The 14,067-nt window shown below is 75.4% G+C and carries 12 protein-coding genes; 6 read left to right on the forward strand and 6 right to left on the reverse strand.

The window, feature by feature from the left end:
• Window positions 1-84: 84 nt before the first annotated feature.
• Together ACFXPX_RS27465 and ACFXPX_RS27470 are read left to right on the forward strand one after the other, a co-directional pair.
• Window positions 85-780: a sensor histidine kinase gene (locus ACFXPX_RS27465; protein WP_380643840.1), complete on the forward strand. Its 696-nt coding sequence runs from the start codon at window positions 85-87 to the stop codon at window positions 778-780.
• Window positions 777-1,385 carry a response regulator gene (locus tag ACFXPX_RS27470; protein WP_380527085.1) on the forward strand — a complete coding sequence of 203 codons (609 nt, stop codon included), beginning with the start codon at window positions 777-779 and terminating at the stop codon, window positions 1,383-1,385. The genes ACFXPX_RS27465 and ACFXPX_RS27470 overlap by 4 nt, the downstream gene beginning before the upstream one ends.
• Before the next feature lie 25 nt (window positions 1,386-1,410).
• On the opposite strand, the gene ACFXPX_RS27475 is transcribed toward ACFXPX_RS27470, so the two are convergent.
• The 3 genes from ACFXPX_RS27475 to ACFXPX_RS27485 form a co-directional block, all read right to left on the reverse strand.
• Entirely contained in the window at window positions 1,411-2,724 is a 1,314-nt protein-coding gene (locus tag ACFXPX_RS27475; protein ID WP_380527087.1) for an ATP-binding protein, read from the reverse strand.
• Entirely contained in the window at window positions 2,724-3,425 is a 702-nt protein-coding gene (locus tag ACFXPX_RS27480; RefSeq protein ID WP_380408237.1) for a response regulator transcription factor, read from the reverse strand. The genes ACFXPX_RS27475 and ACFXPX_RS27480 overlap by 1 nt, the downstream gene beginning before the upstream one ends.
• Before the next feature lie 82 nt (window positions 3,426-3,507).
• Window positions 3,508-5,085, reverse strand: coding sequence for an alpha/beta fold hydrolase (locus ACFXPX_RS27485; protein ID WP_380643842.1), 1,578 nt, complete (start codon window positions 5,083-5,085; stop codon window positions 3,508-3,510).
• 161 nt (window positions 5,086-5,246) lie between these two features.
• Between ACFXPX_RS27485 and ACFXPX_RS27490 the strand changes: the two genes are divergently transcribed.
• Window positions 5,247-5,687 (forward strand): VOC family protein, encoded by a 441-nt coding sequence (locus ACFXPX_RS27490; RefSeq protein WP_380527091.1) that lies wholly within the window; start codon window positions 5,247-5,249, stop codon window positions 5,685-5,687.
• Window positions 5,688-5,781: 94 nt separating this feature from the next.
• Here the strand turns inward: ACFXPX_RS27490 and ACFXPX_RS27495 are convergent, their stop codons facing one another.
• A complete protein-coding gene (locus tag ACFXPX_RS27495) occupies window positions 5,782-6,225 on the reverse strand; it encodes a hypothetical protein (RefSeq protein ID WP_380408260.1) in 444 nt (147 codons plus the stop codon).
• Window positions 6,226-6,480: 255 nt separating this feature from the next.
• Between ACFXPX_RS27495 and ACFXPX_RS27500 the strand changes: the two genes are divergently transcribed.
• On the forward strand, window positions 6,481-7,758 hold the full coding sequence (locus ACFXPX_RS27500; RefSeq protein ID WP_380643844.1) for a lipase: 1,278 nt from the start codon (window positions 6,481-6,483) through the stop codon (window positions 7,756-7,758).
• A gap of 78 nt (window positions 7,759-7,836) precedes the next feature.
• On the opposite strand, the gene ACFXPX_RS27505 is transcribed toward ACFXPX_RS27500, so the two are convergent.
• Window positions 7,837-8,949 (reverse strand): ABC transporter substrate-binding protein, encoded by a 1,113-nt coding sequence (locus ACFXPX_RS27505; protein ID WP_380643846.1) that lies wholly within the window; start codon window positions 8,947-8,949, stop codon window positions 7,837-7,839.
• A 431-nt stretch (window positions 8,950-9,380) separates the two neighbouring features.
• Between ACFXPX_RS27505 and ACFXPX_RS27510 the strand changes: the two genes are divergently transcribed.
• Entirely contained in the window at window positions 9,381-10,823 is a 1,443-nt protein-coding gene (locus ACFXPX_RS27510) for a DUF4190 domain-containing protein (protein WP_380643848.1), read from the forward strand.
• 72 nt (window positions 10,824-10,895) lie between these two features.
• Here the strand turns inward: ACFXPX_RS27510 and ACFXPX_RS27515 are convergent, their stop codons facing one another.
• Window positions 10,896-12,272 carry a histidine-type phosphatase gene (locus ACFXPX_RS27515; protein ID WP_380643850.1) on the reverse strand — a complete coding sequence of 459 codons (1,377 nt, stop codon included), beginning with the start codon at window positions 12,270-12,272 and terminating at the stop codon, window positions 10,896-10,898.
• Between the two features lie 308 nt (window positions 12,273-12,580).
• On the opposite strand from ACFXPX_RS27515, the gene ACFXPX_RS27520 reads away from it, so the two are divergent.
• A complete protein-coding gene (locus ACFXPX_RS27520; RefSeq protein ID WP_380527099.1) occupies window positions 12,581-13,891 on the forward strand; it encodes an MFS transporter in 1,311 nt (436 codons plus the stop codon).
• The last annotated feature ends 176 nt before the right edge of the window (window positions 13,892-14,067 follow it).

The raw sequence follows: 14,067 nt of genomic DNA on the forward strand, positions 1-14,067 counted from the left end.
GAAGAACGGCTACCCGGACATGCCCGACCCCGACCCGAAGGACGGCATCCTCGTCTTCACCGCGCAGCAGTTCGACCCGGCCAAGTGGGACGCCATCCAACCTGCGGCGCCTTCGCCGAGATCGCCGCCACCAACCAGGCCCTGGTGGCCGCCCGGGCCGAGGTCGCCCGGCTCGCCTCCGAGGCGGAACGCAACCGGATCGCCCGCGACCTGCACGACCTGCTCGGCCACTCGCTCACCGCGATCACCGTCAAGTCCCGCCTGGCCCAACGGCTGGCGGTCAAGGACGTGGACCAGGCGGTGGCGGAGATGAGCGCCGTGGAGACGCTCTCCCGCCAGGCCCTGGCCGACGTACGGGCCGCGGTCTCCGGCTACCGGGAGGTCACCGTGACGGGCGAACTCGCCCGCGGCCGCGAACTGCTGCGCGCCGCCGGGGTGGTGGCCGACCTGCCCTCGGCGGCCGACGCGGTCGGACCGGACCAGCGCGAACTCTTCGGCTGGGTGCTGCGGGAGGGCCTCACCAACGTCGTCCGGCACGCCCGGGCCGCCCGCTGCTCGGTGCTGCTGACCGCGACCTCGGTGGAGATCCGCGACGACGGCCGGGGAGCGGCAGGCGGCCCCGGCGCCGGGCTGGTCGGCGGCGGCAAGGGGCTGACCGGGCTGCGCGAACGCGTCGCGGCGGCGGGCGGTACGGTCGAGGCCGGCCCGCTCGACCCGCGCGGGTGGCGCCTGCTGGTCACCGTCCGGCCGCCCGACTCCCGCCCCGAAGGGACGACATGACGATCCGCCTGCTGCTCGCCGAGGACCAGGAGCTGGTCCGCACCGCGCTGCGCGCCCTGCTCGACCTGGAGGACGACTTCGAGGTGGTCGCCGCCGTCGGACGCGGCGACCAGGTCGTCGAGGCCGCCCGCGAGCACCGGCCGGACGTCGCCCTGCTGGACATCGAGATGCCCGGACTGGACGGCCTCGCGGCGGCCGCCGTGCTCGCCCAGGAGGTGCCCGGCTGCCGGGTGGTCATCCTCACCACCTTCGGCCGGGCCGGCTACCTGCGCCGGGCGATGGAGGCGGGCGCGCTCGGCTTCGTGGTGAAGGACGCCCCGGCCGAGGTGCTGGCCGACGCCGTCCGCCGGGTCGCGGTGGGCGAGCGGGTGGTCGACCCGGAACTCGCCGCCGCCACCCTCGCGGCCGGCACCTCCCCGCTCACCGCCCGCGAACGCGACGTCCTGAACGCCACCCGCTCCGGCGCCGGAGTCGCCGAGATCGCCGGGAAGCTCTACCTCTCCGAGGGGACCGTCCGGAACTACTTCTCCTCGGCCATCGCCAAGACCGGCACCCGCAACCGCACCGAGGCGCTGCGCGCCGCCGACGAACGCGGCTGGCTGTAGCCCCTCACCCACCGGGCGTAGCCCCTCACCCGCCGGGCGCCGGGGGCAGCCGGAAGCCGACCTCGGCGCCGCCGGAGGGGGCGGCCGTGGCGAACACCGAGCCGTGGTCGGCGGCGACCAGGTCGTGGACGATGGCCAGGCCCAGCCCCGAGCCCGGGGTGGACTGGGTACCCGCCGCGCGGTAGAAGCGCTCGAACACGGCCTGCCGGTCGCCCGGGGCGATGCCCGGCCCCTGGTCGCGCACGGCCAGCCGGCCGCCGGTGACCCGGATCTCCACCGGGGTGCCGTCCGGACTGAACTTGACGGCGTTGCCGACCAGGTTGTCCACGCAGCGCTGGAGCGCGCGCGGGCGGGCCAGCACCGGCACCGGCCCGTCGGTGGTGACGGTGATCTCCCGGCCGGTGCGGCGGCGGAAGCGGCGGGCGCTGTCCTCGGCGGCGGCCGGCAGGTCGACCGGCTCCGGGTCCTCCGCCGTCCACTGGTCGGTGGCCAACTCGACCAGCTCGCGCACGAGTTCGTCCAGTGCGACGGTCTCGGTGACCAGGGTGCCGAGGATCTGCTCCTCGTCCGCGGGGGCGAGCCGGCCGCGGGCCCGCTGGAGGAGTTCGGCGCAGCCGCGCACCGAGGTCAGCGGGGTGCGCAGCTCGTGGCTGGCGTCCTGCACCAGGCGCTGCTGCTGCTCCCGGGAGCGCCGCAGCGCGCCCACCATCGCGTCGAAGGCGCGGGTGAGGCGGCCGACCTCGTCACGTCCGGCGGCGGGCAGCGGGGTGGTCAGGTCGCGGGTGGTGGTGATGTGCTCGGCGGCGTGGGCCAGCCGCCGCACCGGGCGCAGGATGCGGCCCAGCACGAGCCAGCTGAGCAGTGCGGAGCCGACCGCGGCGGCGACACTGGTCCAGGTGATCCGCAGCAGGAAGGCCTCGTCGACGGCCGTCACCCCGGCGTAGGTCTGGCCGACCGTCACCGCGCCCCGCCCGTCGGAGCGGGCCTTGGTGAGCAGGCCGTACGGGGTGCCGTCGATCTCGACGTCCTCCTGGTGGGAGCCCTGCCCGGTGCGGGCCACCTCGCGGGCCCGGTCCGAGACCGGCAGCGCCGCCGCGCCCGGGGTGAGCGGGCGGGCGGTGCCGTCGGGGGCCAGCAGCTGTTCGACGGTGTCGGGCCGGGCGATCGGGACACGGTCGAGGTCCACGGCGGCGAGCACGGTGTCGGCCCGGTCCGCCAGGCTCAGGTCGAGCTGGTCGGCGACCAGGGTGGTGACGCCGCGGTAGGCGGCGACGACCGGCACGGCGATCGCGAGCAGCACGGAGGCGAGGACGACCAGGCCGATCCTGGCGCGCAGCATCAGGCGGTCCGGGCGGTGTAGCCGACGTTGCGCACGGTGTGGATCAGCCGGGGTGCGCCGTGCTCCTCGGTCTTGCGGCGCAGGTAGCCGACGTAGACGTCGAGCGAGCGGGAGTCGGTGTCGAAGTCGTAGCCCCAGATCCGCTCGTAGATCTGGTACCTGGTCAGCACGGTGCCCTGGTTGCGCAGCAGCAGCTCCAGCAGGTCGAACTCGGTCTTGGTGAGGTCGAGCGGGCGGCCGCCGCGGTGGGCCCGGCGGGCGGCCGGGTCCAGGGCGAGGTCGTCCAGGCCGAGGTCGGCGCTCTCGGCGCCGACCGGCTCGGTGCGGCGCAGCAGGGCGCGTATCCGGGCCAGCAGTTCCTCGGTGGCGAAGGGCTTGGCGAGGTAGTCGTCGGCGCCCGCGTCCAGCCCGGCGACCCGGTCGCCGAGCTGGTGGCGGGCGGTGAGGACCAGGACGGGCAGCCGGTCGCCGCGCCGGCGCAGCATCCGGCACAGGGCGAGGCCGTCGAGCCGGGGCATGACCACGTCCACCACCGCGAGGTCGGGGCGCCGGTGTTCCAGGAGCTCCAGGGCCTCCTGGCCGTCGGCGGTGGTGAGCACCCGGTAGCCCTCGAAGCGGAGCAGGTGGTCGAGGGTGTTGCGGACGCCGGGGTCGTCCTCGACGACCAGGACGGTGCGCCGGGCGGCGGTGGGATCTGTCATGGCGTCATCTTCGCTGGTGGCGGGCGTGGTCATGGCGGTCGGGGGGCGGTCGGGGGCGGTCCGTGGGCGGCTCGGTGCCGGGTCAGCGCGGGACGGGGACGACCGGCACCGGCGGGACGCCCGCCAGGCAGGAGGTGTCGCCGACCTCGCCGGTGCGGATGAAGCGGCCGGCGATCTCCAGGGTGCAGCCGGTGGACTCCATCTCCGGGACGTGTCCGCTGTTGGGCACCGAGACGAACGCGCTGTGCTTGAACTGGGCGGCCGCACGGCGGGAGTTGAGCTCGGGGGTGTTGGTGTCGAGGTCCCCGGAGAGCACCAGGACGGGGACGTCGGGCACGTTCCGCAGGTCGGTCGGCTGCGGGCGGGCGGTGCCCCGGCGCGGCCAGTTCAGGCAGTTGTCCCCGCCGTCGGTCTGGCCCTCGGCCCAGCCCTTGGCGCTGAACGCCCCGAAGTCGGCCGGGTCGGTGGCGGCCAGCGCGGCGCGGTACTGGCGGCGGCGCTCCGCGACCGGGGCGTCCTGGTCCCAGGCACGGGCGTAGTCGTTGCAGGTGACGGCCAGGAAGGAGGCCTGGTCCTCGGTGCCGGTGCCCTCGATCTTGCCGCGCACCACGGCGGCCAGCGGCGCCTCGTCGCCGGCGGCGAGGGCGTGCAGGGCGGCGGGCAGGGCGCCGAGCAGGCCGGGCTCGCCGGGGTGCAGGCCGATGCCGCGGGTGGCGGGCTCGTACATCAGGTTGGCGAGCTTGTCCTCGGTGAACGCCACGGTGCGCTTGCGGCCGTCGACCGTGGCGGCCACCTTGAGCGGGCGGGTGCGCAGCCGCTCGGTGACGGCGGCGAGGTCGTGCACCACGGTGTCCGGGTCGCAGGAGCCGCTGCGCTCGCAGATCCGGCGCAGCGTCAGCGACACCTGCTGGGCGCCGGGGCGGGCCAGCGAGTCGAAGGCGAGGGGGTAGGCGCCGGACAGCACCATCCGGTCGACCCGCTCGGGGTGGCGGTCGGCGTAGACCGGCATCAGGTAGGTGCCGTACGAGAGGCCGTACAGGACCAGCTTGGGGGCGCCCAGGCGCTCGCGGGCCGCGTCGAGGTCGTCGGCGGTGGCGGCGCTGGTGTAGCCGCGGGCGCGCGGGCCGAGCTCCTCGGCGCAGTCGGCGACCAGCTCGCGCTGGTCGGCCCGCGGGGCCCAGCGGTACTCGGCCTCGGTGACGTCGCAGTGCAGCCGGCCGGAGCGGCCGGTGCCGCGCGGGTCCAGCAGGAGCAGGTCGTAGTCGTCCAGCACTCCCTGGAGTGCCGTGCTCACCTGCCCGGCGCGGTCGATCATGGTCTCGCCGGGGCCGCCCGGGTTGAGCGCGATGGTGCCCAGGGCCGGGCCAGGGCGGCTGTGGCGCACCACGGCGTGGCTGACGCCGATGGTGCCCAGGCCGGGCTCGTCGGCGACCAGCGGGCGGCGCATCGTGGTGCAGTCGACCCGGTGCCCGGGGACGGTCGGGCACCAGGCGGGCCGGCCCTCGGCGCCGGCGGGCGCCGCCTGGGCGGGGGAGGGGAGGGCGCCGATCGGGAGCGCCGTGGCGAGGACGGCCAGCGCGGCGGCGGCCAGGCCGCCCCGGCGGGCCCGCTTCGGGGTGGTGGTCGGGGTGGTCGGGGTGGTGTGCGTGATCGCGGTCATCGCGGTGCCCTCCTGGCGTCCTGCGGTCGGTGTGGGAACGACCTTGCCTGGGGCGCGTCAGGCGTTCGGCAGAGCGATGACAAAGGCGTGTAAGAACTCTCACCGGCCGTGGCGACCGGGCCCGGACGCGGATGTCGGAGCGGGGCGGTACGGTCCTGGTCATGGCAGCCCGGATCGATCTGACCCTCGACTGCGCGGACGCGCAGCTCCTCGCCGCGTTCTGGCGGACGGCCCTGGGGTACGTGGACGAGCCGCCACCGCCCCCGTTCCGCACGCGCGCGGAGTGGCTCGCCCAGTTCGACCTGCCGGAGGACGACTCGGCGGACGACGGCGCCTGGCTCTGCGACCCGCAGGGGGTCGGTCCCCGGCTGTCCATCCTCCGAGTGCCCGAGCCGAAGCGGGCGAAGAACCGGCTGCACATCGACATCCGGGTGCCGGGCCACGGCGGTCCGGCCGAGCGCTGGGCCCGGGTCACCGCGGAGGCCGCGCGGCTGGCGGCGGCGGGCGGGCGGGTGTTGGCGGAGGCCGACGGGCACCACGTGGTGATGGCCGACCCGGAGGGCAACGAGTTCTGCGTGGCGGCGGGCCCGGCCACGGGCTGAGCCGGGGCGTGCCACGGGGCGTGCGGTCCGACGGGGGAGCGCCGCGGGCCGGGCCGGTGGTCGTCGGCCCGGCCCGGCCCGCGCGCCGGTCCGGTCAGGCCTTGATGGTGAGCCAGGCGCCGAGGCCGTTGCAGCCGCGGGCGTCGTAGGTGGTGCTGCGGTAGCCGGCCGGGATCGGCGAGTAGGGGCAGGTCCAGATGCCGTTGCGGACCTGCTCGTGGAACCAGGCGCCGACGCCGCTGCAGCCCTGCGGGTTGTAGTTGGTCAGCACGTAGCCGGAGACGATCGGCGAGCCCGAGCAGGTCCACAGGCGGTTCTGGGCGGGCTGCTGGAACCACGCGCCGTGGTTGTTGCAGCCGCTCGCGTTGTACATGGTGATGACGTAGCCGCTGGGCACGGGCGCGCCGGAGCAGCTCCAGCCGCCCGTGGCGGAGGCGGTGCCGGCCGCCGCGGTGCCGGTGAAGGCGGCGGCGAGCACGGCGATCGCTGCGGCCGCCCGTCCCAGGCGGGTGGTCAGCTGGCGGAGGGTCCTGGTCACGGTGTCACCGGTCCGATCGGTCGTCCCCGCGCCGCTGTCGGGGGCGGCGTGGGAGGGGGAAGTGCGAGGCTGCGCCGCACCCTAGCGGCGGTGATCAGGTCCCTGAAAGATCAGGATCGCAGGATCTTCACAACTGACCGAAAACGATCCGTCGGGACTCCTGCCTCCGCCGAGCCGTGGTGGGGACAACCCCAGGACGGACACACCCGCTGGCCGGACTGCGGTTCGAGGGCGACCGACCGTACCGTCGGCGGCATGAACTCCCTACGCCCGAAGGGCAGATCACGCTCCGTCCGACTCCGGGCCGGCACCGTGCTGGCGCTGGCAGCCCTGGCCACCACGACCGTGACGGCGGGGGTCGCATCGGCGGCCCCGACGGACCGGTGGGACCGGTCGGACCACGGCGAGCGCGGCCGACTGGTCTCCGCCCGGCTGACCGGCACCCTCGACACCAAGGACGCCGTCGCCACCGCCCTGACCGCCGCCGCGTACAACGCGGGTGCCGTCCGCTACGGCGTGGACACCTACCGCCTGGAGTACCGGACCGTCGACCCGCAGGGCCGGCCGACCACCGCCAGCGGCCTACTGGTGCTCCCGCGCGGTGGCGAACACCAGCTGCGGACGGTCTCGTTCACCCACGGCACCGCCAGTTACCGCGGCGACGCCCCCTCCACCACGGCCAAGCCCGGGTTCGTGACCTCGCCCGCCCTCACCTACGCCTCCGCCGGGTTCGCCGCCGTCGCCCCGGACTACCTGGGCCTGGGCACCGGCCCCGGCACCCACCCCTGGATGGACGTGCCGTCCGAGACCACCGCTTCCCTGGACATGCTCCGGGCGGCCCGCGCCTTCGCCCCGCGCACCGGCCGCACCCTCGGCCACGACGTCCTGGTCACCGGCTTCTCCCAGGGCGCCTCGGCCGCGACGAGCCTCGCCCGCGCCCTCCAGGACGGCGACGACCGCTGGTTCCGCCTCCGAGCCCTCGCCCCGGTCAGCGGCGGCTACGCCTTCCGGGAGGCCGAGCTGCCGGCCCTGCTCGACGGCTCCCTGGAGCCCAAGTCGAGCGCGCTGTACGCCGCGTACCTGCTCGTCGCCTGGAACCGGCTGCACCACCTCTACGACTCCCCGGGCGAGGTGTTCCAGGAGCCGTACGACCGTACCGTCGAGGCGCTGTTCGACGGCTCGCACACCGGCCCGGAGCTGTTCGCGGGCACGCCGGGCACCATCGGCGAACTGCTCACCCCGCGCGCCCTCGCGATGCTGCGCCACCCGGCCGGCCGCTTCGCCGCAGCGCTCCGGGTGGCCGACGGCACCTGCGACTGGGCGCCGCGAGCCCCCGTGCGGCTCTACGCGGCCGAGGCCGACGAGCAGGCCGCCGACGCCAACACCGACCACTGCGCGGCCGCGCTGCGCGCGCACGGCGCGGACCCGGAGGTCATCGACCTCGGCACCCCGGACTTCGCGGGCTCCCGCCACCTGGGCTCCAACGTGGCCGCCACGGCCGACATCGTGCGCTGGTTCAGCGCCCTCGGCTGAGCGGGTGCGGGCCGCGCCACGGCTGATCGCCGCACAGCTGATCGTGGCGCGGCCGCCGTTGGCACGGCCCCCGCCCGCTCAGCCGGAGCGCAGGACCCGGAACCGGTCGGGCGCCGCCGGATCCCGGTCGACCACCTGGACCGGCGGCCACGCCCACTGCCACACGCCGCTGCCGGGCACCCGGGTGAACCGGATCCGCCCCCGGGTGCCCGCGACGTCGACCCGCGGCCAGGCCGCGGCGACGCGCTCCCGGTCCGCACCGGCGGAACGCAGCACCTCGGCGAGGACGGTCACGGCGTCGTAGCCCTCGAAGGCCACGAAGGACGGCGCCTCGCCCAGCCGCTCCCGGACGGCCGCCGCGACGCGCTCGCCGGTGGCGCCCAGCCGCTCGGGCAGGTAGCGCAGGAACGGGACGGCCGCGCCCTCCTCGCCCAGCAGCGCCCGCCACTGCGGGAACTCCGGCTGCCCCGCCGGGGCACCGATCAGGACCCCGGCGAGGCGCCGGTCACGGCGGACGGCCCGGACGATCGGCACGGCCGGCTCGGGGTGGCCGACCAGCAGCAACAGGGCCGTCGCGCCGTGCCGGGCGAGCTCCCCGCACAGCTCGGCGGGGGAGAGCGCGGCGGCGTCCAGCTCGACGACGGTTCCGCCGTGCGGAGCCAGGCGCTCGCGCAGGACACGGGCCCCGGCGGCCCAGTAGACGCTCTGCTGGGCCGCCACGGCGATCCGGCGGTGGCCCGCGTCGAGGAGGAACTCCGCGTAGATCCGCCAGCCGTGCGACTGCGCCGGGCAGAGCCGGGCGACCCCGTCCGTCGGCCCGTCGGTGAGCGCGTCCAGGACGGCCGAGGAGCAGAGGTACGGCACACCGAGCGCCTCCGCCCGCGCGGCCACCGCCCGGGCGACCACGCTGTGGTACTCCCCGGTCAGGGCCACCACGCCCAGGCCCGCCAGCTCCTCCACCGCCGCCGCGGCCCGCTGCGGATCGGCCGCCGTGTCCCGGACCAGCAGGTCCAGCGGCCGGCCGGCGATCCCGCCCGCGTCGTTGACGTCCCGGACGGCGGTCTCCAGCCCGGCGAGCAGCTGCCGGCCGGCCTCGACCCACCCCGGGCGGCTCAGCGGGACGAGGGCGCCGATCGGCACCGACGGACCGTCGGCGCGCTCCGCGCCGGCCGACGAAGATGGCGTACTCATGGGCCGGCGTCTCCCGCCTGACGGTCCGGTGACAGGCGCTCCTCCGGACCGCCGACCGGCGGGGCCGGGAGGCGCACCTGTGTGATCATGCCGGACATTGCACCCGGCCCGGGGGGTGGCGGGCAACCGGTTTTTCGCCGAGGTGCTGCGCGTGACCCGCGCGAAACCGGCCGTGGTCAGTCGCAGACGAAGCAGGGCGGCCGGTCCCGGGCGGTGACGGCACCCGCGGTGTCGCGGCTGTCACCGGGCACCTGTATGTTGATCAGTCGCCGACCCTGCCGCGCTCCCCACCGGGATGCCGACGCCCGGGTCCGGCCCGGACCGGTACGCGCATCGCGGAGGTCGGGCCGTCGGTGCGGGGGGAACTGCGGAGGGACCTCGGCCCGGGGCGGAAAGCCGCTCACCGTCCCGACGCTCCCGAAGGATCCCGTATGACCGTTCCTGTCCCGCCCGACAGCCCGCAGCCGGGGGCGGCGCCCGCCGGCGCCGACCCGGGGACGCCGCTGACCCCGGGGCAGGGCGAGGCTCCGGAGCAGGCAGACACTCAGAGCGAGGCCCTGAGTGAGGCCCTGAGTGAGGCTCAGGTCGACGCCCAGGGCGAGGCGAAGGGCCCCGCCGCTGAGCCCGCGCCCGCCGATGCCGAGGCCGCCGTCGACGTCGTCCCGCTCGCCGCGGCCGCCGCGCCTGCGCCCGCCGATGCCGTCTCGCTCGCCAAGGCCGCTGAGCCCGCGCCCGCCGATGCTGAGGCCAAGGCTGAGGCCGAGGCCGAGGCGGAGGGCCCCGCCGCCGAGCCCGATTCCGCGCCCGTGCCCGCCGACGCGGCGCCTGCGGCGCCTGTCGCGCCCGTGCCGGTCGGTGCTCCCGCTGCCGTAGGAGGCCCGTCGCCGTTCGCTCCTCCGGAGGCGGCCCCGACCCCGCCCCCCGCCCCGGCCGCGTACCCGGCCGCGTACCCGGCCGCGTATCCGGCCCCGGGCCAGGGCCCGGCCGGTGCGCCCGGTGCGTACCCGGGCGCGCCGTACTGGCAGGGCTACCCGGTGGTCCCGCCCCAGCCGCGCAACGGCCTGGGCACCGCGGGCATGGTGCTCGGGATCGTCGGCACCGTCCTCGGCCTGGTCGTCGTGCTGTTCTGGCTCTCCTGGCTGCCGGCCCTGCTCGCGCTGATCTTCGGCATCATCGGCCTGGGGTACGTGCGCAAGGGCGAGGCGACCAACCGGGGGGTGGCCCTGGCGGGCGTCATCCTGGGCGTCACCGGCCTGCTGTTGTCGGTCGGCGGCGGGGTGGTCTTCGCGGTGGCGCTGAACTCCGTGCAGGAGGACGAGAAGGCCGAGGCGCACGCCGCCCGGCTCCGCTCCGAGGCCGATGACCGGGCCGCCGCCGACCGGGCGGCGAAGGCCAAGGAGAGGCTCGACGCCGCGAAGAAGAAGTTCGAGGAGGAGCAGCAGGCGCGGGCCGCCGACGAGAAGGCCCGGCACCTGGGCTTCGGCCAGTCCTACACCTACGCCGACGGGTTGAAGGTCACGATGGCCGCGCCGCAGCCGTACGTGCCGAACGAGACCGTGTTCCCCGCGCCGAAGAACAGCACGATCATCCAGATACGGATCACCGTCACCAACACCGGCTCCAAGGACGTCTCGCTCGTCGGATCGGGGCTGCCCACCGTCAAGGACGCCAACGGGGGCCTGGTGACCGCGCTGATCGACGGCAGCGGCCGGATGAAGTTCATCGGCGACTCGCTGGCTCCGGGCGCGGAGGCCACGGGGGTGTCGGCGTACGCGCTGCCGAACGCCGCGGCCGACCCGTTCTCCGTCCAGTTCACCTACTACGGCAGCGGGCAGGGCATGAAGTCCGTGACCTGGACCGGCTCCCCGAACTGACCCGGGTTCCGGTTCCGGCTCCGGCACACCGCGACCCCTGACCCCCGACCCCTGGCCTCCAGAGGCCGGGGGTCAGTCGTGTGCGAGGCAGCGCCGGAGCTCGTCCAGCCGGTAGTAGTGGCTGCCCTCGGCGATCGGCCGGCAGGAGGGCTTGAAGGCGATCTCCTCCTCGTTGTAGAGCATCCGGACCAGGTGGTCGGCCGGGCCGCCGTCGGAGGGCGCGTTCTCGTAGAGGTCCCACTGGATGTTCGCGGCCATCGGCACCACCTCGGCGCCGCGCCACGGGTTGTTCCGGTAGCTGTAGGGCTGTTCGGGATCGGCGCCCTCGGTGCTGCCGGGCAGGCCCATCAGGGCGGCGAGCGGCTCGATCTCCTCGGCGTGGGTGAAGCGCAGCACCGCGCCGTTGTGGTTGCGGCCGTCGGCCCTGGCCCCGGCCTGGGCGAGGAGGTCGTCGAGGAGGACGCCGGCCATCCGGTAGGTGATGGTGCGTCCGCTGAACGCGGGGCCCTTCTGGTAGAACTCCTCCGCGTCGTCGAGGTAGCCCAACCACCGGGCGTCGTGGGCGGTGAGGTAGCGGGAGAGGTCGACCGAGGGCGCCTCCACGGCGAGATCGGGAGCCGCGCTGTACAGCTCGTACAGCGAGCGGGCGAAGGAGACCTGCTCGTCGACGGGCAGCGCCGTGACGAAGTCCGCCCGGAACAGGCGGGAGAGGGCGTGCCGGGCCGCTTCGGCGGTGCGCGGATCGGCCTCGTTCCGGGCGAGGACCGCGGCGAGGTCGGGGTCGTTCGCCAGGTACGCGCGGTAGTCGGCGTTCTGCGGCTGCTTGTGGAAGTACAGCAGGTCCTTGTCGGTCACCGGGGCCCCGATCAGGCCCGTCAGGCCGGGGTCGCCGGCGGTCAGGCCCGCGGTGAAGGCGTCGGCGCTGGCCACCGCGCGCGGGACGCCGGAGGTCTCCACCAGGACGGGCTCCCGGTCGGCGACGATCGTCCGGAACAGGGACGGCAGCCGCTGCTCCAGGCGCAGCGCCGTCTGCCGGTGCTCCCGGGCTCCCAGGGCGGAGAGGTTCCCGTAGCCGAGGGTGGCGGCGGAGGCCAGCAACGACCTTACCTGCGGGGCGAGTCGGGCCCCGAGGTCGGTGAGGGCGTCCTGCCGCTCCGCCTCGGCGAGGACGGCGAGCACGGCGTCGCCGTCCTCGCTGCCGGTCATGGCCCGGGAGCCGTGGCGGGCGACGTTCTCGGTGAAGACCGGGCGGAAGCCGCGCGGGGGCTGCTGGTAGCGGTCCGGATCGCCCTGCGGCCGGTAGGGGGTCTTGGTCCCGTAGCGGCCGTGCCGGGCGGTGTCGGCGTCGGCGCCGGAGCGGTCGTGGGCGGACGCCGTGCCCGCGGTGGACAGGACGCCGAGGGCCAGGGTGAGGGCCAGGGCGGCGGAGAGGGCGGGGGTGCGCTTCACTGCGGTCCTCCGGGTCGGAGCGGTCGGGTCGGCTCAGGTGAGGTCGGCTCAGGTCTGGTCGGGTCGAGTAGCCCCGGTCAGGTGGTCAGGGCCTTCGGCCGCGTGCATGCTGTCATGCGCATGTGAACGCGAGTTGACGTGTCACCGACGGCAAATCGCCACCCTGGCCGGAATGATGACCCCGAGTCGGCCGAACTCACGATCTTTCGGACAGTGGACGATCAAGCTCTTGATCTCCGGCCGGGCGGCTTCTAGATTGCGGTGCAATGTCACACTGAGCCGACCGACGCGGCCTTCCTGGGGGACCGGTGCCGGACACCGCACAGCAAGTACCGCTCCAGACCACCGAGAAGCTGCCCCGGGTGTTCTACCGGCTGGCGCTGGGCGACGCGCTCTCCACCTACGGGAGCCAGCTCGACCTGGTGGCGCTGAGCCTGTTCGCCTACGAGGCGGCCGGGAACGCGCTCGGCACGGCCGGGTACCTCATCCTGCGTCTGACCGGCGGTTTCGCCGGTGGACTGGTCAGCGGGCGGCTCGTCGCCCGGGTCGACCGGCGGCGGCTGATGACGGGCTGCGCCCTCGCCCAGGCGGTGGCGCTGGTCGTGGTGGCCCTCGCCCCGGCGTCCGCGCGGATCCCGGTGCTCTACCCGCTCGCGCTGGTCTTCGGCGGCGCGGCCGCGGTGTGCGCCGTCGCGCTGCGCACCAGCATCCCGGAGATGGTCGGCGCCGAGCGCCGGGCCCGTGCCAACAGCCTGATGGCGAGCTGCCGTTCGGCCGCCATGGTGCTCGGCTTCGCCTCCGCCGGTGTGGTGGTGGCGTGGGCCGGGTTCCGTGCGGCACTGCTGATCGACGCGTCGAGCTTCGTGGTGTTCGCCGCCGTGGTGCTCAGGCTGCCGTTGCGCACCCGGGCCGAACCCGCCGAGCAGGCGGCCGGACAGGCCGCCGGCGCGGCCGCGACCGGTACCACCGCCGACACCGAGCCCGACAGGGCTGCCGACGGCGGCAAGGCGAAACGATTCGGCAGCCGGTGGCAGGCGCTGGTGGTGCTGCGCGCGGCCCCCGTGGTCGGTGCGATGGCGGCGATCCGACTGCTGGACGCCTTCGGCTCCGCCGCGCACAACATCAGCCTGCCGGTCTTCGCCAACCAGCACGACCCCGGCAACCCGGCCGCGCTGCTGGGCATGTTCTGGGCCACCTGGGCGGTCGGCAACCTCGGTGCCCAACAACTGGTCTCCCGGCTCATGCTGCGCCGGGGCATCGAACCGGGCGAGCGCGCCTTCGCCCTGGGGACCTGCCTGATGTCCGGCTGCTTCATCCTGGTCTTCACCGGACTGCCGACCCCGCTGTTCCTCCTGGTGGCGATCGGCGCGGGGCTCGGCGACGGCTTCACCGAGATCTCGTACACCACCCGGATCCAGGCGCTCACCGACGAACGGCGCGGCCAGGCCTTCGGGTTGCTCGCCTCCGCCGAGAACGTCGGCATGGGCACCGGGATGCTGCTGAGCGGATCGCTGCTGGCCCTGCTCAGCCCGCTGACCGTGGTCGGCGTCTCGCACGCCGTCCCGATCGTGCTGGCGCTCGGCTTCCTGGTCCTGGTCGGCCGGGCCCGGAAGCGCTGACCCGCACCACCCGGCCACGCACCACCCGGCCACGCACCGCCGGACCACGTACCGCCCGACCGTACCCGCGACCACCGTGCACCGTGCCACCGCACCCGCAAGTACCGCGCCACCGGATCCGCCGACGCCCCACCGGGCCGCAGGCGACCCCGATCCGCCCACCCTCCGCAACCCGG

This window comes from Kitasatospora sp. NPDC059146, from assembly GCF_042786665.1.
GTDB lineage: Bacteria > Actinomycetota > Actinomycetes > Streptomycetales > Streptomycetaceae > Kitasatospora.